The following is a 22,227-nucleotide window of genomic DNA, read 5'->3' on the forward strand; positions in this document are numbered from 1 at the left end:
TTCATTTCGACTTCGGTGGCAGCGCCAACCTTGATCACGGCAACACCGCCGGCCAACTTGGCCACGCGCTCTTGCAGCTTTTCACGGTCGTAGTCGGAAGTTGCTTCTTCGATTTGCACGCGAACTTGCTTGACGCGGGCTTCGATGTCAGCAGCAGCGCCAGCACCGTCGATGATGATGGTGTTTTCTTTGCCCACTTCGATGCGCTTGGCAGAGCCGAGGTCAGCCAAAGTCACTTTTTCGAGCGACATGCCAACTTCTTCAGCAATCACTTTGCCGCCGGTCAGGATGGCGATGTCTTCCAACATGGCCTTGCGACGATCGCCAAAACCTGGAGCCTTGACAGCCACAACCTTCAGGATGCCACGGATGGTGTTGACCACCAAAGTTGCCAGCGCTTCGCCTTCGACATCTTCAGAGATGATCAGCAAAGGACGGCCAGACTTGGCGACTTGCTCAAGCGTAGGCAGCAGGTCACGGATGTTGCTGATTTTCTTGTCGTACAAGAGCACGAAAGGGTTGTCCAGCAAAGCGGCTTGCTTTTCTGGGTTGTTGATGAAGTAAGGTGACAGGTAGCCACGGTCAAACTGCATGCCTTCAACCACGTCGAGTTCGCTGTCCAGAGACTTGCCGTCTTCAACAGTGATAACGCCTTCTTTACCGACTTTGTCCATCGCATCAGCAATGATCTTGCCGATAGCTTCGTCAGAGTTGGCAGAAATCGAGCCGACTTGGGCGATTTCTTTGGAAGTGGTGGTGGCTTTGGAAGCCTTCTTCAGCTCGGCAACCAAGGCTGCTACAGCCTTGTCGATACCGCGCTTCAGGTCCATGGGGTTCATGCCGGCAGCCACGTACTTCATGCCTTCGTGCACGATGGCTTGCGCCAGCACGGTAGCAGTGGTAGTGCCGTCACCAGCGATGTCGGAGGTCTTGGAAGCAACTTCCTTGACCATCTGCGCACCCATGTTTTGCAGCTTGTCTTTGAGTTCGATTTCTTTAGCGACGGACACGCCGTCTTTGGTCACGGTAGGGGCGCCAAACGAGCGCTCCAGAACCACGTTACGGCCTTTAGGGCCCAGTGTCACTTTGACCGCGTTGGCCAAAATGTTCACGCCTTCAACCATGCGTGCGCGGGCTTCGCCGCCGAAAACTACGTCTTTTGCTGCCATGTGATGACTCCGAATTCAGTTAATTATTTAAAAAGGAAAGAAGTAAAAATTACTTCTCGACGACTGCGAACAGGTCGTCTTCTTTCATGACGAGCAGTTCGTCGCCAGCAATCTTGACCGTTTGGCCGCTGTATTTGCCAAACAAAACGCGGTCACCGACCTTGACGTTCATGGCGAGCAACTCACCCTTGTCGTTCTTTTTACCGGGGCCAACGGCCAGGATTTCGCCTTGATCAGGTTTTTCAGCAGCGCTGTCAGGAATCACGATGCCGGAAGCGGTTTTAGTTTCGTTTTCGACGCGTTTGACAATCACGCGGTCTGCAAGAGGACGAAGGTTCATGTGAACTCCTTGAGGTTTAAACAGAGGTTGAAATCACGAATGCCAACTTGGGAGCAAGCTGGCATTCATTAACTTGAGGAGTCAACGCGGTGGGCTAAAAGCCTTGTTAGCACTCAACTCCTACGAGTGCTAATGATAAGGGCATTTGGCAGGCTTTCAAGGGGATGGGGGTAAATCCTAGGTTGATAGGTGTCACAAAATACAATGACACTCAGCTTTTTTGCAGGTCAAGATAAGGAGAAATCATGCAACACCATCGGTTTTTACGTTGGAGTCTTATCGTTTTTGGATTCGCACTGTTGCCGGCTTGCAGCAGCTACGCACCGCCAGCAGCACTGGTCGGCATGAGCCGGGAGGCGTTGGTGGCACAGATGGGGCATCCTGACACCGAGCGCAAAGTTGACGGGGGCAGCCGACTAGAGTTTCCGCGCGGACCCCTGGGCAAGCAGACCTGGTTTGTCTATTTCGACGCTACAGGCCGTGCCATCCGTGCCGAACAGGTGTTAACCGAGCAGAACTTCAACCGCGTTGACGTCGGCATGGCGCAAGACGAGGTGCTGAAGCTTTTGGGCCGGCCCAGCGATACGCAGGCGCTTGGGCGTGAGCGTGGTGTGGTGTGGAGCTACCGCTATGACAACTATGTTTGCAACTGGTTTCAAATAGAACTGTCGCAACAGCAGCAGGTGCGCTCAGCCGGTTACAGCCCGTCGCCGGAATGCGAGCGGCGCGATGACTCCTTTTAAACGCATCAGCTCGCAGGGTTGGTTGATACTCTGTGATTTATATGAAATAGAGCTCTAGCCCCCGTGCTTATTGCGCAAGCAGCTATAAAACATATAGCGATTAAGTGAATTGGAGCTGCTCCGTACGCCAACGTGCAACATCAGGCACACTTGCCAGCCCTCTCTTCAAGACTCGATTTACCCATGTTTTACGCCGTACTCAAATCCATTCACCTGTTGTCTGTCATCGTCTGGATTGGCGGCATGGTGTTTGCCCATTTCTTTTTGCGGCCGGCGGTGGCCACGCTGGAGGCACCGGTTCGCGTGCCACTGATGCACGCGGTATTAGGTCGATTTTTCAAGGCCGTGCTGGTGTTGTCAACCCTGGCCCTGGCCAGTGGCAGCTGGATGATTGGGCGCATGGCCCGGCAAATGGCGCAATCGGGCGTCAAGTTCAATATGCCGATCGAGTGGATGGTGATGGCCTTGTTGGGCGTGCTGATGTTTGCCATTTTTGGCCACATCCGGTTTGCACTTTATAAGCGTTTGTCGCGTGCGGTGACGGCGCAGGATTGGCCGGCCGGCGGGGCCGCGCTGGCCAGCATCCGGTTTTGGGTCACGGTCAATTTGTCGGTGGGCGTGGTGATTGTGCTGGTGACCTTGCTGGGCGCTGCCAGCTGATGCGCCGCGGATGAACCCGAACGCGCAACAACTCTGGCGCGGACCGCGCTGGGCGCTGGCCGTCTTGCTGGCGGTTTTGGGCATGCTCGGCCCGTTTTCGATCGATACCTATATTCCGGCGTTTTCGGGCATTGCCAACTCTCTGGGTGCCACGCCGGTGCAGATGCAGCAAACCTTGTCGGCCTACCTGTTTGGCTTTGCCTTCATGAGCCTGTTTCATGGCGCGATCTCTGACAGCGTGGGGCGCCGCCCTGTGGTGCTGTGGGGCATGGCGGCGTTCACGCTGGCATCGGCCGGTTGCGCGCTGTCGCAAAGCATTGGCCAACTGGTGTTTTTTCGGGCCATGCAGGGCTTGAGCACCGGGGCCGGCATTGTGGTGGCGCGTGCCGTGGTGCGCGACATGTTTGACCCGACTCAGGCGCAAAAGGTGATGAGCCAGATCACGATCTATTTTGGCGTGGCCCCCGCGATTGCGCCGATCATTGGCGGCTGGTTGTTCGTGCATCTGGATTGGCACAGTGTTTTCTGGTTTCTGACCGGTGTGGGCGTCACGCTCTGGATCGCCAATTACAAGTTGCTACCCGAAACCTTGCACCTCACGCACCGGCAGCCGCTCAAGGTTAGCAACCTGATGCAGGGCTACGTGCAACTGGGGCGCGACCCGCGGTTTTTCCTGCTGTCGCTGGCCAGTGGCGTGCCTTTTAATGGCATGTTTTTGTACGTGTTGTCGGCCCCGGCGTTTCTGGGTGAGCATCTGGCGCTGGCTCCGACGCAGTTTTTCTGGTTTTTTGTGCTCACCATCAGCGGCATCATGTGTGGCGCCTGGGTCAGTGGCCGCATGGCTGGCAAACTGGCGCCCAAGCAGCAAATCAGGTACGGATTTTTGATCATGTTGACGATTGGCGTCCTCAATTTGGTGGCCAACTTGTTGTTCAAGGCCGATGTGCGCTGGTCATTGTTCCCAATTGCGATTTTTTCGTTTGGCTGGGCCTTGATGGTGCCGGTGGTGACGCTGCTGGTGCTGGATCTGCATCCCGAGCGGCGCGGCATGGCGTCTTCGTTACAGGCGTTTATTGCTTCAAGCGCCAATGGCTTGGTGGCGGGGGTGCTTGCACCGCTGGTGATGCATTCCACCGTGGCACTGGCCGCAGCGTCGCTGGCCATGATGTTGATCGGGTTGACTTCCTGGGTCTACCTGCACGGGCGCTGGCCAGATATTGGCCGATCAGTCGCCCCGACGGCTCACTGATTTTTCGGGGCGCTTTGCAGCACCAGAGCAATGCGCCGCTGCAGTCGGTCAGTGGCCTCTTTGTCGCCACCGTCTTGGGCGCGTTTGAGTTGTACGCCCAGCCAGGCTAACAGCGGCCGCCGCCAGCCTTGGGCTGAAGCGGTTTCGGTGGCCAGGGTGATGTCGGCGGGCGTTAAGCGCTGGTTTTGTAATAGAGTCCCCGCCGCCACCAGTCGCCCCAGCGGGTCTTCGATGGTGCCCAAGACCGAGGCCGATGTCGTTGAATTTAATACCAAGGCGCGGTGCTGTGGGGGCAACAAGGCAGCATTTATCCCGGTCCAGTGCCCGTTCAGAAAAGCCGCGTAGGTTTGCTCTTCAGGCCGGGCTTCAGGCGCCAGCGGCTGGTAAGCGGCGCAGTCGTCAAATTCCAGGCTTGCGACCCGGGTGGCGCATCGGGTCAACTCGGCGCGGGCCAATAAATCGGCGCGGCCGGTGCTCGAAATGTCAAGTTTGGCGCGGGAAAATTCGAACTCGGCCAAGCGGGTGTTGCCGCTCAGGTAAGCCGACGTGAATGTTTTCAGGGATGCATGCGCATTGGCTTGCCAGTCGGGCGGTGGCGATTGGCTGGCACAGGCGCCCAGCAGCAGGGCCGCGCTCACCGTGGCTAAAAATGTCTTCATGGCAATTTGAGTTCCGTGTCACGGGCAAAAGGCCATTTGCGGTTGATCTCATCGACCAGTTGGCTCACCTTGCGCAGGCTCACATCGACTTCGGTTCGCAGGGCGCCGAGGTCGGTGGTGGCCACGCGCGCATTGGCGCCGACCGCCTGTGCTTCGGCCAGCACCGCATCGACTTTGACCAAGCTGGCACGCACATCGGTCAGCACGCCGGTGAGTTGTGTCACGGCGGCCTGGCTGCCGTCCATCAGCCCATTGGCACCAAAAACCCGCTGATCGGCCTTGGCCAACAGGGCGTTGGTGCGGTCAAGCGCGTCGATGATTTTTTTGGCTTTGTCCTCGCTGCCCAATACGCCGGTAAGCACGCCGTAGCGACCAGAGAGTCGTTCGGTCACGGTTTTCAGGTGGCCCAGGCTGGTATTGATGCTGGCGTCAGCGCCAGTCATGTTTTCCAGGTTTTCCAGCAGGGCGCGGGTGGAGGTTACGATGCGCGGAATCTCAGCACTGGCATCGCCGCGCAGCACCACCCGCTCGGCGTTTTCAGGCAAGGGTGGGTCGGTCAGGATGCCGCTGAAGGCCCGGATACGGGTTTCGCCCACCATGCCGCGCTCCATGGTGAAGATGCTGGAGGTGCGTAACCAATGAGCGTCTTTGCGTGGCACGTCAATCACCATGCGGGCCTTGCCATCCGGGCTCAGTTCGATGCGGCGCACCCGCCCAATCGGAAAGCCCGAAAAAGTGAGGTCCATACCGACGATGACACCCTCGGAGTCGTCCGAGATCAGCACCAGTTGCTGTGTGCTCTCAAACACGCCGCGCGCCACCATCACGTAGAGCAGAAAGCTGCACACCAGCAGCGTGACCATCACCAGCAGCACGATGGCTTTGCGCTCAACATAGGCCATGGGCAGCAGGGGCGGTGAAGCAGATTCGGGGGTTTTTTCCATGCAGCAAGCTTAGATGTATTTGACGACCAAAGAAGCCGCTTCAATCAACAGCAGCACCAGAAAGAGCCGCACCGCGCCGGGTTGCACGGCGTTGTCGTCCGCTCTGGCACGCGGTGTTTCCAGGCTGGCAGCCAAGGGCACCACGGCGACCGCCAGGCTAAAAAAAACGGTTTTGAGCCCAAAGCCCAGCGTGACCGCCAAGTCAAACACATGACCGACGGTGCGTGTGTAGCCCGGCAGACCCCACGGCGACAGGCCGTAAACCGTCAGGTAGCAAAGCACCAGCGCAATCACACTGCTGACCGTGGCGAGCGTCATCACCGCGAAAGCCTCCGCCATCACCCGCGGCACCCACTCACGCCGCAAGCGCGTCAAAGTCAATCCCGACGCCTCCTCAAGGCTCTTCACGCCCTCTTCTTTGGGAAGATGGGTTGTGGTGGCGCCCCCTGCGCTAAAAGCCAACCCCGCCCGCAGCGCCACAAACATGGCCGCAGACAGGGGGATCAGTTCCAGCACCAGCACGCGCACCACCATCTCCAGCGCAAATTGCGACAGGCCGTAGCTTTGGGCCGAGACGACCACGATGCGGATCAGTACCAGGCTGAGCAGGGCCGCCATGGCCGTGAACCAGGGCAAGACTTGCCAGGTGCTGGCATAAATATGCTTCGCCGTGGTGGCGCGGTTGGCCCGGTTGTAGGTCGAGGGTGACAGTGCCAGCACCATGACAATAGCGCCAAAATGAACCAGATGCCACCAACTTTTCGCCCCCCGCAAGACGGCCCGGCCCCAAGTGTTGGGGTCGAGGCGCTGGTGTGTGAGGGGCGCGCTCAAGGGCTTACCCGGTGTGAAACTGGTCGGCGTTCTTGCCCTTGAAGGGTGCATAAAACGCCTGGATTGCGGCCATGTCGGCCTCGATGTTGCCCGTGGGGACGAACACCGGGCCCAGTCCGCTGATTTTGCGGTGGTAGTCCATGTAGGCCATCACGATCGGCACCTGGGCGCCGACAGCAATATGATAAAAACCAGTTTTCCAGTAGCGGACCTTGCTGCGGGTGCCTTCGGGTGGCACGATCAGTTGCAGCGGCCCAGTGGCTGTTTTGAGGGTTTCAACCGAGGCGGCGACCAGATTGTTGGCCGTTTCCCGGCGAACCGGGATGCCCCCCAGCCACATCATCAGCCCCCGAAACGGTGGCTTGAAGATTTGTTCCTTGCCCATCCAGTACGGGGTGAGCCGCAACGCAAACGCCACCATCAGGGTGTAGGGCAAATCCCAGTTGCTGGTGTGGGGCGCGGCGATCAACACACTTTTTTCAGCACCTGGCGGCAGGCAGCCTTCGATCTTCCAGCCGGTGAGCTTCAAAAAAGTCACCGAGAAAGCGCGCAGCAGGGTGTTGACGAGTGGGGTATCAAAAATGGTGCGGTGCATGGTTTGTGATCAAAATGAATTTGAATTATCTCGCACGGTTGGTGTTCAGCAAAGCCCGAAAACGCGGGCGAAGCCGGTAACAATAGACCATGTTTGAATCTTTGACGGCCTTCGTTTTTCGCTCCAGAGGCACCCGCTTCGCCTGCGGTGTGCTGATCTGCGTGGCCTTGGTCGGGCTGGATCTGGGGCGGCGCAGCGGAGTGACGCCTTTGGCTACTGCGGTTTGGCCGGTGGGAGCCCAAGTGGCAGCGGGTCAAACACTGGTGCTGCAGGGGCGCGGCCACATTCCCATGCCGCAGCAGACGCCCGCCGCGCATGCCAGCAGCCTGCTGGCGCTGCCTGCCACGCACCCGGCTTCCGTCATGGCCTTCTGGTTTGCCGGTGCACGCGAAAGTGCGGACAACGTGCAGATCGCCGCCTCCCAGTTTGACTGGCGTACGCAGCAATGGAGCGCGGCGCGGTTTGTGGTGAACCGGCATGAAGTGGGTGCGCAGTTGGGCTTTGGCATCCGACGCCTGGGCAATCCGGTGGCCTGGCTGGACGCCCACGGCAAGGTTCATTTGTTTGTGGTGGCCACCGGTTTAGGCGGCTGGGCAGCGGCGCGCATCGTGCATCTGCGCCAGCGCGATGCGGGCCAGGACTTTTCCAAACTGTCGTTTGAAGTGGTTCGGGTGCTGCCCTTGTCGTGGCTGTGGAACACCAGTTTTCTGGTGCGCACCGCGCCGCTGGCCTTGGCCGATGGCGGCATGGTGTTGCCGGTGCATTTCGAGCTGGGCATCAAGTACCCGGTGGCTTTGCGCTTTGACGGCAACGGCGAGTTCAAGGGCATGGTGCGAATCTCCAGCCGCAAGCACTTGCTGCAACCCACTTTATTGATGCTGAAAGAGGCGGAGTGGCTGGCGCTGATGCGCGACCAAAGTCCCATGGGCAAGGTCGCCGTGGCCCAAACCACCGATGGCGGGCAGCACTGGCGCGATGTGCCGGAGTTGACACTCGACAACCCGGACTCCTCGGTGGCTGGCTTGGCGACCGGGCCAGGGCGGCTGTGGTTGGCCCACAATTCATCGCTTCATTCCCGAAACGTGCTCGACTTGAGTGAATCAACTGACGGAAAAAACTGGCCACTGGCGCAGGCACTGGCGCACGGATCTGGTTCAGATGAATATTCCTATCCTGCCATCACCTGGGCAGATGACAGCTTGTGGCTGAGTTACACCGACCAACGCCAGCGCATTTCGTGGCAACGTTTTGCGTTTCCGGCCACCAGTTCAACCTCCACCCCAGCGCGCTGAGGCGTCATCATTTCATGGACATCAGCACTTATTTTCAAACTCTGGCTTCTGCTACCAACCCTTTGTTGCCCAACGCCACCGCCATGAGGGTGGCGTTGTATGTGATGTGGGCCGTGGTGCTAGGCTCTGGCACTTTGCAGCTGGCGGGCAAGTTGTCTCGGCCTTATCGATTCGGACTAGCCTTGCTGGTGATGGCGCTCACCTTGGTGCCGGGGGAGTCGTCACCCGCTTATTGGTTGGGTCTGTCGTTTCAAGCGCCCAGCATGATGAGTGGTTTGATCTGTTTCTCGTGGGCTTTCGGGCAAGGTCAACAAGGTGCGACCCAGCGGGCTGCGGGGGGTGGCGACCCACGCCATACCCTCAGGATTTTGTCGTTGCTGGGAATCGTATTGGGATGGGTCCTCTTGTTGGATACCTTGGCCTGGTTCCCGTTCTCGGTCTACGCATGGGGATTCGGTTCAGTCGCAGTGGCGGTGCTGGTGGTTTTGGCCGCATTGGGGTGGCTGACGGAGGCGCGCACACGCACGAGTGGCTCAGCGCCGGGATTGAAGGGGTCGCTGGTGCTGTGTGTTCTCGTTTTGTTTATCTGCACCCGCCTACCCACAGGCAATGTCTGGGATGCGCTGATCGACCCCTGGCTGTGGGTCGCCCTTCAGGTCGGGTGGCTGGTCAGTGCGGCACGTCGCCTGAAACGTCGGAAACTCGCTGCACCAACCACTCACGCCTGAATAACCAGGTCTGCGGATACCAAAGGTTCGAGAGATTGATTTCGCCACTTTGGTGGCGACCTTTTATTTCCCAGCGCGCGCCCACCACGGTGCAATCTGGCAAACACGGAGGTGACAGTTCTGTGGGCGCTGACTGAAGCCAGACCACCGCATCGAAGTCGGCCAGCAGTTGGGCGAGTGTTTGTGTGTCGTACGGCACAAACTGGTTGCTTGGCAGTAGAAACTGAAAGCGTTCAAACTGACCGTTAAAGCCGCCTGGAACCGCCACCCTGGCTTGTTGCAGTTGGTCTGTGACTACGCTGGCGTACTGCCCATCGGGCCCATTCAAAGGCGCGGTGGTCAAACCAAAACAGGCATAGGCGACAATGCAGGCCGCCACAGCGCAGGCGCGCGTCCAGGCAGGTTTTACCCCTCCACTGAGGGCAACGATCAGGCCGGTAGCAACTGCGATCAGGGTGGCCATGAGTTCAAGGCCGGTGCCGATGCCGACGTCATGCGCAGCCCAGGCGATGCGGCCCAGCACGCCGATGAAGAGACCACACAGCAACAAAGTCAGCCAAAACCAGCCGCGTGCAATGCGCTCCCAGCACAGCGCGATCAGCATGGCCAGTGCTGGCATGGCCGGTATGACGTAGCGGGCTGAACGCTGGCTGGGCAGGGTGAAGACTACCAGCCACACCGCCAGCCAGACTAGCAAGATCACCAAGGCCGGGGATAGTCTGGTTTTTGAATTTGGCTGGCGCCAAGCGCGAAATCCTTGTCGCAGTCCCAGCCACATCAAGCCCAGAACGACGAAGCCCAGCAGTCCGGCGTTTTGGGTATAGGCCAACAACTGCGCCCACATGCTGACGCCGCCGCCGAACAGGGCCGTGTGCCAATAACCCTGGGTGCTGGACATCTTGCCGGCGTTTTCACCGATCACAAACTCTTGCCAGACAGCACCCGGGTCGGGGTCGAGTACAAACCACAAGGCAAAAATGCCCAATGCCAGCGCCGCGCTCAAGCTCACTTTCAGCGTGGTTTGCACGACCAGGCGCCAGTTCAGGGCTGGCGCGCTCAATAACTGCGCGCACCACAATGCGGTGGCGACTGGGGCGATCAGGGCAAATGATTTGTAAGCCAGCCCCAAGCCCAGGGCCATGCCAAAACCGGCATGGGTTAGCCAGCTTGCATTGAGCCATGCGGGTTCACCCTCGCCCCGGCCCTCTCCCAGAGGGCGAGGGTGGGAATCCAAGCGCTGCCATAGCAGCCAGAACATCGGCAGGTTGAGCCAGAAGGTTTCGGGTGCACTGGTTAAAAATGTTCGACCGTATCGGTAGGTGCAAAAAAACGCGAGATAGATGCAGGCAGCGAGGCAGGCCGTGCGCCAATTGCGGGTTATTTTTTGAACCGACCACGCGACGGCACCGGCAATCAGCAGCGTGTAGACCAAGCTGGGCAAGCGAAGGGCAGCCAAGCTCCAATGTTGGCCCCAGTTGCCCGCCACCATCGCCTGCCAAAAAAGCAAAGGCGGCTTGGTGTTGCGCATGTGGTCCAGTTCAGACACCAGCGGCAACCAGTGGTTCGACGCAGCGGTTAAGCGAGCAATGTGGGTGTAGACCAACTCATCACCGTTGGTCGGGTTGTACTGCCCACCCAAGCCGAGGGCGTAGACGCCAATGGCCAGCAGCAGCAGGGCCAGCCAGCCCCAAGTGGCGCCATCCAGGCGAAAAGAGAGACGCAGAGAGTTAAGAGGACGTTGGCGCATGGCCTATTTTGACGGACGGTGGCGAAAGGTCCAGCGGTCATTGGCCAGAAAGTTGCTCACGCTGGCAATCACGATGGCGATGAGATTGGCTAGCATGTAATGCAGCGATTGCGCTAGCCACAGTGTCAGACCGTATTGCAGGGCAATGCCAAACCAGGAGGCGACCGCATAGCGACCAAATTGACGGATAAAGACCGAAGCCCCGGTTTGGGCGGTTTGACCCGGCCGCAACTGCGCTGCGGCGGCCCGCAATCGGTCGGACCAGGTCCAGAGCCGGTTCCAGGTGAAGTTGTTGGCAGTGGCCACGGCAATGGCCAAAGCCAGCGAGGCATAAGGCTTGTTGCCGTTGGGCTCGATCGCGCTGAACAAGAATTCGTGTGCGGTGTAGAGCACCACCAGATTGACCACTGTTCCGCTGGCCCCGACCAAGCCAAATTTGATGTAGCGAAAGCCCTTGAGCCACTCCACCAATTTAAAAAGTCGCTGCTGCCAGCCTAGGCGCTGGGTCATGAGGCAGCGCGCGTCGGTGGGGCCAATGCGGCCAAGGCGTCGGCCAGCACCGGGTCGGCGGCAATGCGTTTGAGGCACTGGTTATCGCCATCGCAAAAAGTTTCGCGGTGGTTATAGGCACTTAAACAAGGCGAGCAGGCGATGCCGGATTCCAGCACCTTGGCGCGGGGGCCGAGGGGGCCGTACAGGCGACCGGTCTCGGGGCCAAAAAAGGCGAAAGTTTGAATGGGGGTCAGGCTGGCAAAGTGACCGGGCCCACCGTCATTGGTGATCAGCATGTCAGTGCCGTGGAACAACATCAGCAACTCGCGGATGCTGCGGGTGTAGCCGGTCAGGTCAACGCAATAGTCACTGTTGATCTGACTTCTCAGGTCTCGGGCCAACTGGGCGTCGTCACGCAGGCCAATCAGCCCTACAGCGTGTCCGGCTTGGCACAGACCACGCGCCACTTGCGCGTAGTGCGCTGCGGGCCATGCGCGTTCGGGCAGCAGGCCGCCACCGGCATAGATGAGTACGATTTTTCGGCCGGCCAACGTGGGGTGGTCGGTCAGCATCTTGCTGCGGTAAGCCTGAAGTTCAGCGGCTTCAAACGGAACCAACAGTGCGGTGTCGGAGGGCAGCTCGCGGATCGGGGCCGTCTTGTTGCGCGGCATGCTGGAAGATTCCAGTGCATCGACCAGAGATAAAAACTGTTTACTGATGTGCTGGTAGGGGTTGTACGGAATGGCCTGGTTGATAAAGCTGCCGCGGTACAAGCCTTCTTGCGTGTGCGGCGTGAAGCCTACTCGCACCGGGGCGCCACTCATATAAGACATCAGGCTGCTGATGCGTGAAAACAACTCGCAGTCAATCACCGCGTCCAGCGGCAAGCGGCGCAGCGTCATGCAAACCCGCCAGATGTCGCTCAGCAAACCAAGGCCAGCGCTGTCGTCCAGCGCGTGCAGGTGTTCGGGTTTTGCCAGTCCAAGCAGTTTGGCGACTTCCTGGTTTTTCTTGAGTTGCAACACATGCAAGGTGGCGCTGGGGTAATGCTGGCGTAAGGCGGCAAACATGGGCCCGGCCAGCACTACGCTGCCCATTTCAGACAGCAAGATCACCAGAATGTGGCGGGGCTCCTTGGGCAACTGTGGGGTCTGTTGACCCAAGTGTGCGAACCGTGACCACACCGACACGACGCCGCATAGAAGCTGGCCCAGCCAGCGATCAATCCAGCGTTGTGTCTGTAGTTTCATGCGTTCCGGTTCGCTTAAAGCGCCTTAGGCGATCGACAAGCCGGCCGCTGCCCGCAGCGTTTGGGCTTTGTCGGTACGTTCCCAGGTGAACTCGGGCTCTTCACGGCCAAAGTGACCGTAAGCGGCGGTCTTCTCGTAGATCGGACGCAGCAAGTCGAGCATCAGGATGATGCCCCGGGGACGCAGGTCGAAGAACTCGTTGACCAGTTCAGCGATTTTGTCATCAGGGATCACGCCGGTGCCTTCGGTGTAGACCGTCACGTTCATGGGCTTGGCGACACCGATGGCATAGGCCACCTGAATCTGGCACTGACGCGCCAGACCGGCCGCCACAATGTTCTTGGCCACGTAACGGGCAGCGTAAGCGGCCGAACGGTCTACCTTTGTTGGGTCTTTGCCAGAGAAAGCGCCACCGCCGTGCGGGCAAGCGCCGCCGTAGGTGTCCACAATGATCTTGCGGCCGGTCAAACCACAGTCACCTTGCGGGCCGCCGATGACAAAACGTCCGGTCGGGTTGATCAGGTACTTGGTGTTTTCGGTCAGCCACTCTTTGGGCAACACGGGCTTGATGATGTCTTCAATCACCGCTTCGATGAAGGCCGGCTTCATCTTGTGGCCGTCGCTCATCTCGGGTGAGTGCTGGCTCGACAGCACCACGGTGTCAATGCTGTGTGGTTTGCCGTCGACATAGCGCAGGGTGACCTGGCTTTTGGCGTCCGGGCGCAAGAAAGGCAGGCGGCCGTCTTTGCGCAATTGGGCCTGACGCTCCATCAATCGGTGGGCGTAGTAAATCGGCGCGGGCATTAATTCCGGCGTTTCGTTGCAAGCATAGCCAAACATCAGGCCCTGGTCACCGGCGCCGGTGTTCAGGTGGTCATCAGAGGCGTGGTCCACGCCCTGGGCGATGTCATTGCTTTGCTTGTCATACGCCACCAGCACCGCGCAACCTTTGTAGTCGATGCCGTACTCGGTGTTGTCGTAGCCAATGCGCTTGATGGTGTCGCGTGCCACCTGGATGTAGTCCACATTCGCGTTGGTGGTGATTTCACCGGCCAGCACGACCAGACCGGTGTTGCACAGGGTCTCTGCTGCCACGCGGGACTTGGGGTCCTGCTTGAAAATCGCATCAAGGATGGCATCAGAGATCTGATCGGACACCTTGTCGGGGTGGCCTTCAGAGACGGATTCAGAGGTAAAGAGAAAGTCGTTCGCCATATTTATAAGCTCCAGTAAAAGCAGGTTGCAACAAGTTAAGGACTGCGTTGCTTGGGCTTGGGAGCTTCGGCGAACGCTTTAGCAGAATTTATTAATCGCCCTGCAAGTTGTTCAGTAACTCGGCGAGTTTGAGATTTTAGTACGGATCAGGCCGCCACATGCTGGCCGAAGCGGGACTTGATGCCGCCCATGATGTCCCGCGTGAGGCGGTTGCCGTACTGGCTGACCACTTGCGCGGCGGCCTGATTCGCCAGCCAGGCGGCTTGGGCGTGGCTGTGGCCGTGCGTGACAGCGTACAAAAAAGCACCCGCAAACATGTCGCCAGCACCGTTGGTATCAAGGGCCTTGACGGTGGCAGCGGGCACGGTGGTTTGCTGACCGCCTTCAAGCACCACACAGCCCATCGAGCCACGCGTCAGGCAAACCGTGCGCGCCAACTGGCTGAACTGCTGGCAGATGACCGCCAGATCTTGCGTGCCAGCCCAGACCTGGGCTTCTTCTTCGTTGCAAAACAGATAGTCCAGGCCTTGGCCGACGATGGCGTCGAGGCCGGGGCGGCAGAAGTTGATCATGCTGACATCGCTGAGCGTGGTGGCCAGCGCGACGCCTGCGGCTTGGGCGATCTGACGGCCTTGCAGAGCGGCCTGCAATCCAGTAGGGGATGCTGCAAGGTAGCCTTCCATGTAATAAATTCGGGACTGGGCAATGGCTTGCTCGTGCAATGCGGTGGCATCCAATTCGGCAGTAGCCCCCAGAAAAGTGCTCATGCTGCGCTCGGCATCGGGCGTCACCATCACCATGCAACTGCCGGTCTGGCCGGGTGCCGGTTGGGCGTGGGTGAGGTTAGTGGCGACGCCGTTGGCGATCAGATCCTGGGTGTAAAAGGCACCCAACTCATCATCGGCCACGCGGCAAGAGTAAAACGCCCGTCCGCCCAGTTGTGCCAGTGCCACCACGGTGTTGCCGGCTGAGCCGCCACCCGTGCGGCGTGAGGTGGTGGTCTGCAGATGGCCCAGTAATTCGGTGCGACGGTCGGCATCGATCAGGGTCATATGGCGTTTGTCCACGCCCATGGTCTGCAGGTGAGCGTCAGAGACTTCGTATTCGGAGTCCACCAGCGCATTGCCGATGGCGTAGAGGTCGTAGGAAAAGCGCGAATCGTTCGCCATGGGGTCATCCAATCACAAGTTCAAACAGGTTCAAGAGGGCGTTGCCTATTTCCATATCAATCCAGTAGGTCGTTGCTTCGCCTTGCCGTGCGCGAGCACTGTCTGCGGCTTAGTGCCTAATCTCGCATTGATCTGAAAACGGAATGGGCCGTGTTGTCAAAATTGACAAGGCACAATGTCGGCTCTTTTGATCCGCCATGGCGTGTCGCCTTGCAAGTAGTTTCATAACACAGCGGCTTTTTGATTTTACTCAACTGATGATCACCTTTTTTAAAATTTTGTCGGTACTGCCTTTGAGCTTGCTGCACGGACTGGGTGCGGTTTTGGGTTGGCTGGTGTTTGGAGTTTCGGGGGTTTATCGACGGCGTTTTCTGGCCAATGCACACCAAGCTGGCATGGGCTGGCGGCAATGGCGAGGCGCTGTAGCGCAAAGTGGCAAGTTGGTGGCCGAGCTGCCACGGTTGTGGCTGGGCGCCGCACCGCGCTGCGAGTGGGACAACGAAGCCTGTGTGAAACAAGCCTACGCAGCACGGCGTGGCATTGTTTTTTTAACGCCGCATCTGGGCTGTTTTGAGATTGCGCCTCAGCGCGTGGCCGAACGATTTGGCGCGCAGTACGGACCCTTGACTATTTTGTACCGGCCTGCCCGCCAGGCTTGGCTGGCCAAAGTGATGGCCTTGGCCCGAGAACGCCCCGGCATCCGCATGGTGCCGACCAACCTCTCTGGAGTGCGCCAGATGATTCGGGCTTTGCGTGCCGGACAGGCGGTGGGGCTTTTGCCAGACCAGGTACCGCCCGAAGGCATGGGTCAATGGGCCCCGTTTTTCGGACAACCGGCCTACACCATGACCCTGGCTGCAAGGTTGGTGCAGCAAACGGGTGCTGCCGTGATCCTGGTCTGGGGCGAACGTTTGTCGTGGGGACGCGGTTTTCGCTTGCATTTTCGGGAAATGACGACGGTGCTATCGCCTGAACTTGATGCGGCAGTAGTTCAAATCAATCAGGCGATGGAGCAACTGATCCGCGAATGCCCCCAGCAGTATTTATGGGGCTATGCCCGCTACAAGCAACCCCGGAGCGAGGCATGAAAAAGCAGCTGTTCATGAAAAAGCGGCTGTTGGCATGCTGAGTCGCAGCGTCATTGTTCTCATGCAGTGGTTGGGGCGTCTGCCTTTGGCGTGGGTGCGTGCGCTGGGCTGGCTGCTGGGTTGTGTGCTTTATGGGGTGGTGGTGCCACGGCGCCGGGTCGCCACGACCAATTTGCGCCTGTGTTTTCCGGATAAGACCCCGCGCCAGATTCGGGGGTTGGTGTTTCAGACCTTTATTCATTTCGCACAAGCCTGGCTGGACCGCGGTTGGCTTTGGCACGGCGCGCCTGACGTGGTACGTGGGCGCCTGCAGCTGACTGGTGCTGTGAGTGAGCTTCAAGGATTGGAATCGGTGGTGATATTTGCCCCGCATTTCGTCGGTCTGGATGCGGGTTGGACCGCCTTGACGCAGCAACTACCGCGTCACTTCACCACCATTTACACCGACCAGGCCAACAAGGTCATGGATGCCTGGATTCTGGCGGGACGCCAGCGTTTTGGGCAAATCCGGCTGTTTGGTCGGGTCGAGGGCGTTAAAACCATCGTGGCTGCGCTGCGTTCAGGAGATCCGTTGTATTTGCTGCCCGATATGAACTTCGGGGTGGAAGACTCGGTGTTTGTCCCGTTTTATGGCGTTTCAGCGGCCACGGTGCCGAGCTTGTCGCGCTTTGCCAAGCTCGGTCGTGCCAAGGTGGTGCCTGTCATCACCCGCATGACGCCCACCGGGTATGCGGTGGAGGTGATGCCCGCTTGGCAAGGGTTTCCATCCGATGATCTGGTGGCCGACACCACGCTCATGAATCAGCGCTTGCAGTCGTACATAGACACCATGCCCGACCAGTATTTCTGGGTCCACAAGCGGTTCAAGGACCGGCCCGCAGGCGTGCCGGGCGTGTACTAAATTTATACGTTTTAGGCCTCTGGCCCCCGTATTACCTGCGCGAGTAGCTATTATTTTCGAAGCGAATTTAACAGTTTCAATTTAACCGCCAGCATTTAAACGCTGGATTTTTTCTCGGCCGGGTGCGCCCATTGCCACAGAAGCAGGGCGACTTCATCAATGCCCTGGCGTTTCGGGGCCGAAAACAACCTGACTTCGCCGCCGCCGGCCTGCAGTTTCATGATCGACAACGCCTTGGTTTGCTCGGCGCGGTTTAACTTGTCGGCCTTGGTCAACACCACCAGAAATTTGAGGCCTTCTTCCACGCGGGGGCGCACCACATCCAACAAGATTTCATCCAGTTCCGTCATGCCGTGGCGCGGGTCGCACATCAAAACAATGGCTTTCAGGTTTTCACGCGTGACCAGGTAGTTGGCCATCACTTGCTGCCAGCGAATTTTGTCCGCTTTGGGCACCGCCGCATAGCCATAACCTGGCAAATCGGTCAGCACGGCATCCATCACGCCTTGTTTGCCCAGTGAAAACAGGTTGATGTGCTGGGTACGGCCGGGCCGTTTGGAGGCAAACGCCAGTTGTTTTTGCTGCGTCAGTGTGTTGATGCAGGTGGATTTGCCGGCATTGGAGCGGCCCACAAAAGCAATTTCTGGAACGTCCAGAGCGGGCAAAAAGTGCAGCTGGGGGGCTGTTGTTAAAAATTTTGCCGTGTGCAGCCAGCCCAATGCAACGTTGGTAGCCGCCTTGGCGGCCGCCTCTGGTGAGAGTGGCTGAGTAGGCAAAGTCTGAGGGTTTATGTTGGTAGTCATTAATTAAAGGGGAAGAAACCCGAAGCTGCATTGTAGAATGCACGCTGTTTTTGGCCACCAGACACGACATTCAAAATATGAAGTTGCTCACCTCACTTATGCTTGCTGCCTCCTTGGCGGTTACTGCTTTACCAACACTTGCTCAAGAGGCCAAGCCGGCTGCAGCCCCTGCGGAGGCAAAAGCGGAACCTGTAAAAGCTGCCAAGCCCGATCTGGCCAAAGGCGAGGCCAGTTTTGTTGCGGTCTGTGCCGCCTGTCATGCGCCTGATGGCAATTCAGTTATTTCCATCAATCCCAAGCTTGCGCAGCAACACCCTGAGTACTTGGTCAAGCAATTGCAAGAGTTCAAAGCTGGCAAGCGTGCCAACCCCATCATGATGGGCATGGCCGCTGCGCTGAGCGATGACGACATGAAAAACATTGCTTACTGGGTTAGCACCAAGGTCTCTACCCCCGGTGCGGCCAAAGAAAAAGAACTGGTTTCTTTGGGTGAGCGCATCTACCGCGGTGGCATTGCCGACCGCCAGATACCCGCTTGTGCCGGTTGCCATAGCCCCAATGGCGCAGGGATTCCTGCCCAATATCCGCGCTTGAGCGGTCAGCACGCTGACTACGCTGTGGCCCAATTGACAGCGTTCCGTGATGGTGTGCGCAACAACAGCCTGCAGATGACGGGCGTTGCCGCCAAGTTGAATGACCGCGAAATCAAGGCGGTTTCTGATTACGTCGCTGGCCTGCGTTAAATTCAGCGCTGGCGTGCAAGTCAGTCCATGGGGTCATGGACTGAACTAAATACTTGCAACCAACACCAATCTGGGCGGTCCATTTCAACAATGGTCTGCCCTTTTTTTTGAGTTAACGAAACTTCTTTAATGACCGACACCACGCAAGGTTTGGCGCTAAAAACCGGATCGCCCCGTTGGCGCGCTGCCATCGAGTTGCTGTCTTCCATGCGGTTCTCGATCTCTTTGCTGACGCTGATTTGCATCGCGTCGGTGATCGGCACCGTGCTCAAGCAGCACGAGCCCATCAACAACTACGTCAATCAATTCGGCCCTTTCTGGGCTGAGGTGTTTGGGGTGGTCGGTCTGTATTCGGTTTACAGCGCCTGGTGGTTCTTGCTGATACTGGCTTTTTTGGTGACCAGTACCTCGCTCTGTATCGTTCGCAATACACCCAAAATCATTACTGATCTCAGAACCTACAAAGAAAACATCCGGGTGCAGAGCCTCAAGGCTTTTGGCCACCGGGCTGAAACGGTGTTGAATGAGTCGCCAGAGGCGGCCGCCCGGCGCATCGGGCAGATGTTGGTAGGTGGCGGCTGGAAAGTTAAATTGCAACAGCGCGAGCTCATGGGTGACAACGTAGGTCAAAGTGGCTGGATGGTGGCGGCCCGAGTCGGCACCTTCAACAAAATCGGTTATCTCGCGGCCCACAGTGCCATCGTGTTGGTGTGCGTAGGGGGACTGCTGGATGGCGATTTGATCGTTCGCGCGCAAATGTGGTTCAACGGCAAAACGGTGTTCAGCGGCGGCGGTCTGGTCGCCGATGTCAAACCAGAGCACCGTCTGAGTGAGCGCAACCCTACCTTTCGAGGTAATTTGGTAGTCAACGAAGGAATGCAGTCCAGCACGGCGGTGCTCAGTCAGTCGGATGGCATCCTGTTGCAGGATTTGCCGTTTTCGGTCGAATTGAAAAAATTTATCGTTGAGTATTACTCCACCGGCATGCCCAAGTTGTTTGCCAGTGACATCGTGATTCACGACCTTCAAACCGGTGAAAAAATACCAGCACGCGTGGAAGTTAACCATCCTGCCGCCTACAAAGGCGTGGAGATTTTTCAGTCGAGTTTTGATGACGGTGGCTCGCGGGTCAAGCTCAAAGCGTTGCCGATGAATGCAGCCACGAAGCCCTTTGAGATCGAGGGGGTGATCGGTGGCACCTCCCAGTTGACCAACGGCAATGACAAGTTGACCCTGGAGTACACCGGCTTGCGGGTGATCAATGTCGAGAATTTTGCTGACAATGCCAGCACCTCTGTCGACGTGCGCAAGGTTGACTTGCGCGAATCTCTCCATGCCAGTCTGGGTGCTGCCAACAAGGCCGATGCGAAAAAAATGTTGCACAACATTGGCCCCAGCATCACCTACAAATTGCGCGATGCAGCAGGTCAGGCCCGCGAGTACCAGAACTTCATGCAGCCCGTGGACCTGGGCGAGGGCAGTTCGGTGTTTTTGTTGGGGCAACGGGATTCACCGGCAGAACCCTTTCGGTATTTGCGTGTGCCCGCTGACGAAAAAGGGACGCTGGACGAGTTCATTCGGTTGCGAGGCGCCTTGTCTGACCCGTCGACGCGTGAGTTGGCGGTGAAGCGCTATGTCGCGCATTCGGTGGTCACCCATCGGTCGGACTTGGTCATGCCCCTGACGGCCTCGACGACCCACGCGCTGGCTTTGTTTGCCGGCGCCGATGCGGGCAAAGACGGCCAGGCCAACGGGGGATTGCAAGCAATTTCTGATTTTCTGGAAGTCAAAGTACCTGAAGCCGAACGTGCCAAGGCAGGCGATGTCTTGATCCGGATTCTCAATGGCGTCTTGTTCGAACTGGCGCAACTCAGTCGCGAACGCGCCGGGTTGCCACCTTTCGATACCGGTGAGAAAACGCAGGCCTTCATGACCCAAGCGGTCATGGCGCTGAGTGATGCGCAGGCTTATTCCGCACCCATGGTGTTGCAGCTGAGTGACTTTACCCAGGTGCAAGCCAGTGTCTTCCAGGTGACGCGGGCGCCTGGCAAGAAAATTGTGTATCTTGGCTGCGCCTTGCTGATTCTGGGTGTGTTTGCCATGCTTTACATCCGCGAGCGGCGTCTCTGGGTGTGGCTGGCGCCGCAAGGAGACCAAAGCACAGCGACATTGGCCCTGTCGACGAACCGCAAGACGCTGGATGGCGATCACGAATTTGAGCAACTGAAATTCAAGCTCATGGGCATCAAGGACGAATGAAATGAACACCGCTTCGACGACGTTACCAACGACGACATTGAGTCTGAATGAAGGTTATTTCAGCCAGCGCAACTGGTTTGACTGGCTGTTTGCGGCCGTGGTCCTGTTGGGCGGATGGTTTGCCTTTTCGCGTTACAACGCGGCCATGGACGTCTACGAAAAAGGCATTTTGTTGGCCTCCCTGCCGAGCGCCATCATGCTGGGCTGGTTCTGGCGGCCTTTGCGCACGCTGATGCTCGCTGTTGCTGGGTTTTCATTGCTCGGGGTGGTGTCTTACCAGGGTACGTTGGCCAATGCCGAGACTGTGTTCTGGCTTAAATACTTCTTGTCAAGCCAGTCGGCCATCCTGTGGATGAGCATGTTGTTCTTCATGAGCACCATCTTTTACTGGGTCGGTCTGTTTGCCAAAGGGCAGGGCGATGCCATCGCGCTGGTCGCTTCGCGGCTGTTATGGGTGGCGGTCGGCATGGCGCTGATTGGCACGATGGTTCGCTGGTACGAGAGCTATTTACTCGGGGCCGACATTGGTCACATCCCGGTGAGCAACCTGTACGAAGTGTTCGTGATGTTTTGCTGGATGACGGCGGCCTTTTATTTGTACTTTGAAGAACATTACAAAACCCGTGCGCTGGGTGCCTTTGTCATGCTGGTGGTCAGCGCTGCCGTGGGCTTCTTGCTTTGGTACACGCTGGTGCGCGGTGCCCATGAAATACAACCCTTGGTGCCCGCGCTCAAAAGTTGGTGGATGAAACTGCACGTGCCTGCCAACTTTATTGGCTATGGCACGTTCGCGCTGGCGGCCATGGTGGCCTTTGCCTACCTGATCAAGCAGCAGGCGGGCGAGGCGCGCTGGTACAAGTTGGCGCCTTTGGCTGCCTTGGGTCTGGTGCTGTGTTTTGAGCCTTTTGTGTTTCGCAAATCGGCGGCCACGGGGCTGAGCGACTACTGGGCGGTGTACTTTGGCATTTCGTCGCTGGTGGTCGGGGGTATCTTGTTCGGGCGGCGCCAGATTGCGTCCAAACTGCCTTCGTTCGAGATTCTTGACGACCTGATGTACAAATCCATCGCCGTGGGCTTTGCTTTCTTCACCATTGCCACCGTGCTGGGTGCGCTCTGGGCCGCCGAGGCGTGGGGCGGTTACTGGAGCTGGGACCCCAAGGAGACCTGGGCCCTGATTGTCTGGCTCAACTACGCTGCCTGGTTGCACATGCGCCTGATGAAGGGACTGCGCGGCACGGTGTCTGCGTGGTGGGCGCTGTCGGGCTTGGCGGTGACCAGTTTTGCGTTCATTGGCGTCAACATGTTCTTGAGCGGTTTGCACAGCTACGGAACTTTGTAGTTATTTTTGTA

The 22,227-nt window shown here is 58.2% G+C and carries 22 protein-coding genes; 10 read left to right on the forward strand and 12 right to left on the reverse strand.

Translation table 11 applies throughout. The annotated features are described in order from the left end of the window. Window positions 1-1,169 (reverse strand): chaperonin GroEL (groL, locus tag WCG50_RS07960; protein WP_336899057.1); only part of this gene is annotated, 1,169 nt, incomplete at its 3' end. 49 nt (window positions 1,170-1,218) lie between these two features. Further along, window positions 1,219-1,509: a co-chaperone GroES gene (locus tag WCG50_RS07965; protein ID WP_336899058.1), complete on the reverse strand. Its 291-nt coding sequence runs from the start codon at window positions 1,507-1,509 to the stop codon at window positions 1,219-1,221. Window positions 1,510-1,754: 245 nt separating this feature from the next. Here WCG50_RS07965 and WCG50_RS07970 point away from each other — a divergent pair, with 245 nt between their 5' ends. From WCG50_RS07970 to WCG50_RS07980, 3 genes are all read left to right on the forward strand, one after another. After that, window positions 1,755-2,252 (forward strand): hypothetical protein, encoded by a 498-nt coding sequence (locus WCG50_RS07970; protein WP_336899059.1) that lies wholly within the window; start codon window positions 1,755-1,757, stop codon window positions 2,250-2,252. 183 nt (window positions 2,253-2,435) lie between these two features. Continuing rightward, the gene (locus WCG50_RS07975) at window positions 2,436-2,912 is read left to right on the forward strand and encodes a CopD family protein (RefSeq protein ID WP_336899060.1); all 477 of its coding nucleotides are present in this window, start codon (window positions 2,436-2,438) and stop codon (window positions 2,910-2,912) included. A 10-nt stretch (window positions 2,913-2,922) separates the two neighbouring features. Further along, window positions 2,923-4,161 carry a multidrug effflux MFS transporter gene (locus WCG50_RS07980; RefSeq protein ID WP_336899061.1) on the forward strand — a complete coding sequence of 413 codons (1,239 nt, stop codon included), beginning with the start codon at window positions 2,923-2,925 and terminating at the stop codon, window positions 4,159-4,161. On the opposite strand, the gene WCG50_RS07985 is transcribed toward WCG50_RS07980, so the two are convergent. The 4 genes from WCG50_RS07985 to WCG50_RS08000 are packed head-to-tail and all read right to left on the reverse strand — an operon-like array spanning window position 4,155 to window position 7,190. After that, a complete protein-coding gene (locus WCG50_RS07985) occupies window positions 4,155-4,820 on the reverse strand; it encodes a hypothetical protein (RefSeq protein ID WP_336899062.1) in 666 nt (221 codons plus the stop codon). The two genes, WCG50_RS07980 and WCG50_RS07985, sit on opposite strands and share 7 nt — an antisense overlap. Further along, on the reverse strand, window positions 4,817-5,764 hold the full coding sequence (locus WCG50_RS07990) for a mammalian cell entry protein (protein ID WP_336899063.1): 948 nt from the start codon (window positions 5,762-5,764) through the stop codon (window positions 4,817-4,819). The genes WCG50_RS07985 and WCG50_RS07990 overlap by 4 nt, the downstream gene beginning before the upstream one ends. Window positions 5,765-5,773: 9 nt before the next feature. Continuing rightward, complete coding sequence (locus tag WCG50_RS07995) at window positions 5,774-6,595, reverse strand: ABC transporter permease (protein ID WP_336899064.1); 822 nt, start codon at window positions 6,593-6,595, stop codon at window positions 5,774-5,776. Window positions 6,596-6,599: 4 nt separating this feature from the next. Beyond that, window positions 6,600-7,190, reverse strand: a complete 591-nt coding sequence (locus WCG50_RS08000; RefSeq protein ID WP_336899065.1) for a lysophospholipid acyltransferase family protein — start codon at window positions 7,188-7,190, stop codon at window positions 6,600-6,602. An 89-nt stretch (window positions 7,191-7,279) separates the two neighbouring features. On the opposite strand from WCG50_RS08000, the gene WCG50_RS08005 reads away from it, so the two are divergent. Further along, window positions 7,280-8,482, forward strand: a complete 1,203-nt coding sequence (locus tag WCG50_RS08005) for a sialidase family protein (protein WP_336899066.1) — start codon at window positions 7,280-7,282, stop codon at window positions 8,480-8,482. Between the two features lie 14 nt (window positions 8,483-8,496). Next, a complete protein-coding gene (locus tag WCG50_RS08010) occupies window positions 8,497-9,210 on the forward strand; it encodes a hypothetical protein (RefSeq protein WP_336899067.1) in 714 nt (237 codons plus the stop codon). Here the strand turns inward: WCG50_RS08010 and WCG50_RS08015 are convergent. The 5 genes from WCG50_RS08015 to WCG50_RS08035 all read right to left on the reverse strand — a co-directional run bounded on the left by WCG50_RS08015 (window position 9,152) and on the right by WCG50_RS08035 (window position 15,083). Further along, window positions 9,152-10,957, reverse strand: coding sequence for a glycosyl transferase (locus WCG50_RS08015; protein ID WP_336899068.1), 1,806 nt, complete (start codon window positions 10,955-10,957; stop codon window positions 9,152-9,154). The genes WCG50_RS08010 and WCG50_RS08015 overlap by 59 nt on opposite strands. Window positions 10,958-10,960: 3 nt before the next feature. Continuing rightward, the gene (locus WCG50_RS08020) at window positions 10,961-11,467 is read right to left on the reverse strand and encodes a GtrA family protein (protein WP_336899069.1); all 507 of its coding nucleotides are present in this window, start codon (window positions 11,465-11,467) and stop codon (window positions 10,961-10,963) included. Next, window positions 11,464-12,699, reverse strand: coding sequence for a glycosyltransferase family 9 protein (locus WCG50_RS08025; RefSeq protein ID WP_336899070.1), 1,236 nt, complete (start codon window positions 12,697-12,699; stop codon window positions 11,464-11,466). Before WCG50_RS08025 ends, WCG50_RS08020 begins: the two co-directional genes overlap by 4 nt. 24 nt (window positions 12,700-12,723) lie before the next feature. After that, window positions 12,724-13,914, reverse strand: a complete 1,191-nt coding sequence (gene metK / locus WCG50_RS08030) for a methionine adenosyltransferase (protein ID WP_336899071.1) — start codon at window positions 13,912-13,914, stop codon at window positions 12,724-12,726. 146 nt (window positions 13,915-14,060) lie between these two features. Further along, a complete protein-coding gene (locus WCG50_RS08035) occupies window positions 14,061-15,083 on the reverse strand; it encodes an adenosine kinase (protein ID WP_336899072.1) in 1,023 nt (340 codons plus the stop codon). Window positions 15,084-15,340: 257 nt separating this feature from the next. Between WCG50_RS08035 and WCG50_RS08040 the strand changes: the two genes are divergently transcribed. Continuing rightward, complete coding sequence (locus WCG50_RS08040; RefSeq protein ID WP_336899073.1) at window positions 15,341-16,171, forward strand: lysophospholipid acyltransferase family protein; 831 nt, start codon at window positions 15,341-15,343, stop codon at window positions 16,169-16,171. A 34-nt stretch (window positions 16,172-16,205) separates the two neighbouring features. Then, the gene (locus WCG50_RS08045; protein WP_336899083.1) at window positions 16,206-17,072 is read left to right on the forward strand and encodes a lipid A biosynthesis acyltransferase; all 867 of its coding nucleotides are present in this window, start codon (window positions 16,206-16,208) and stop codon (window positions 17,070-17,072) included. Window positions 17,073-17,167: 95 nt separating this feature from the next. Here the strand turns inward: WCG50_RS08045 and yihA are convergent, their stop codons facing one another. Beyond that, a complete protein-coding gene (gene yihA, locus WCG50_RS08050; protein ID WP_336899074.1) occupies window positions 17,168-17,875 on the reverse strand; it encodes a ribosome biogenesis GTP-binding protein YihA/YsxC in 708 nt (235 codons plus the stop codon). A 77-nt stretch (window positions 17,876-17,952) separates the two neighbouring features. Between yihA and WCG50_RS08055 the strand changes: the two genes are divergently transcribed. The 3 genes from WCG50_RS08055 to ccsB all read left to right on the forward strand — a co-directional run bounded on the left by WCG50_RS08055 (window position 17,953) and on the right by ccsB (window position 22,216). Then, entirely contained in the window at window positions 17,953-18,618 is a 666-nt protein-coding gene (locus WCG50_RS08055; protein ID WP_336899075.1) for a c-type cytochrome, read from the forward strand. 129 nt (window positions 18,619-18,747) lie between these two features. Next, window positions 18,748-20,877: a cytochrome c biogenesis protein ResB gene (locus tag WCG50_RS08060; protein ID WP_336899076.1), complete on the forward strand. Its 2,130-nt coding sequence runs from the start codon at window positions 18,748-18,750 to the stop codon at window positions 20,875-20,877. Between the two features lies 1 nt (window position 20,878). Then, window positions 20,879-22,216, forward strand: coding sequence for a c-type cytochrome biogenesis protein CcsB (ccsB, locus tag WCG50_RS08065; protein ID WP_336899077.1), 1,338 nt, complete (start codon window positions 20,879-20,881; stop codon window positions 22,214-22,216). Window positions 22,217-22,227: the final 11 nt, after the last annotated feature.

The organism is Rhodoferax sp. (assembly GCF_037143375.1).
Lineage (GTDB): Bacteria > Pseudomonadota > Gammaproteobacteria > Burkholderiales > Burkholderiaceae_C > Rhodoferax.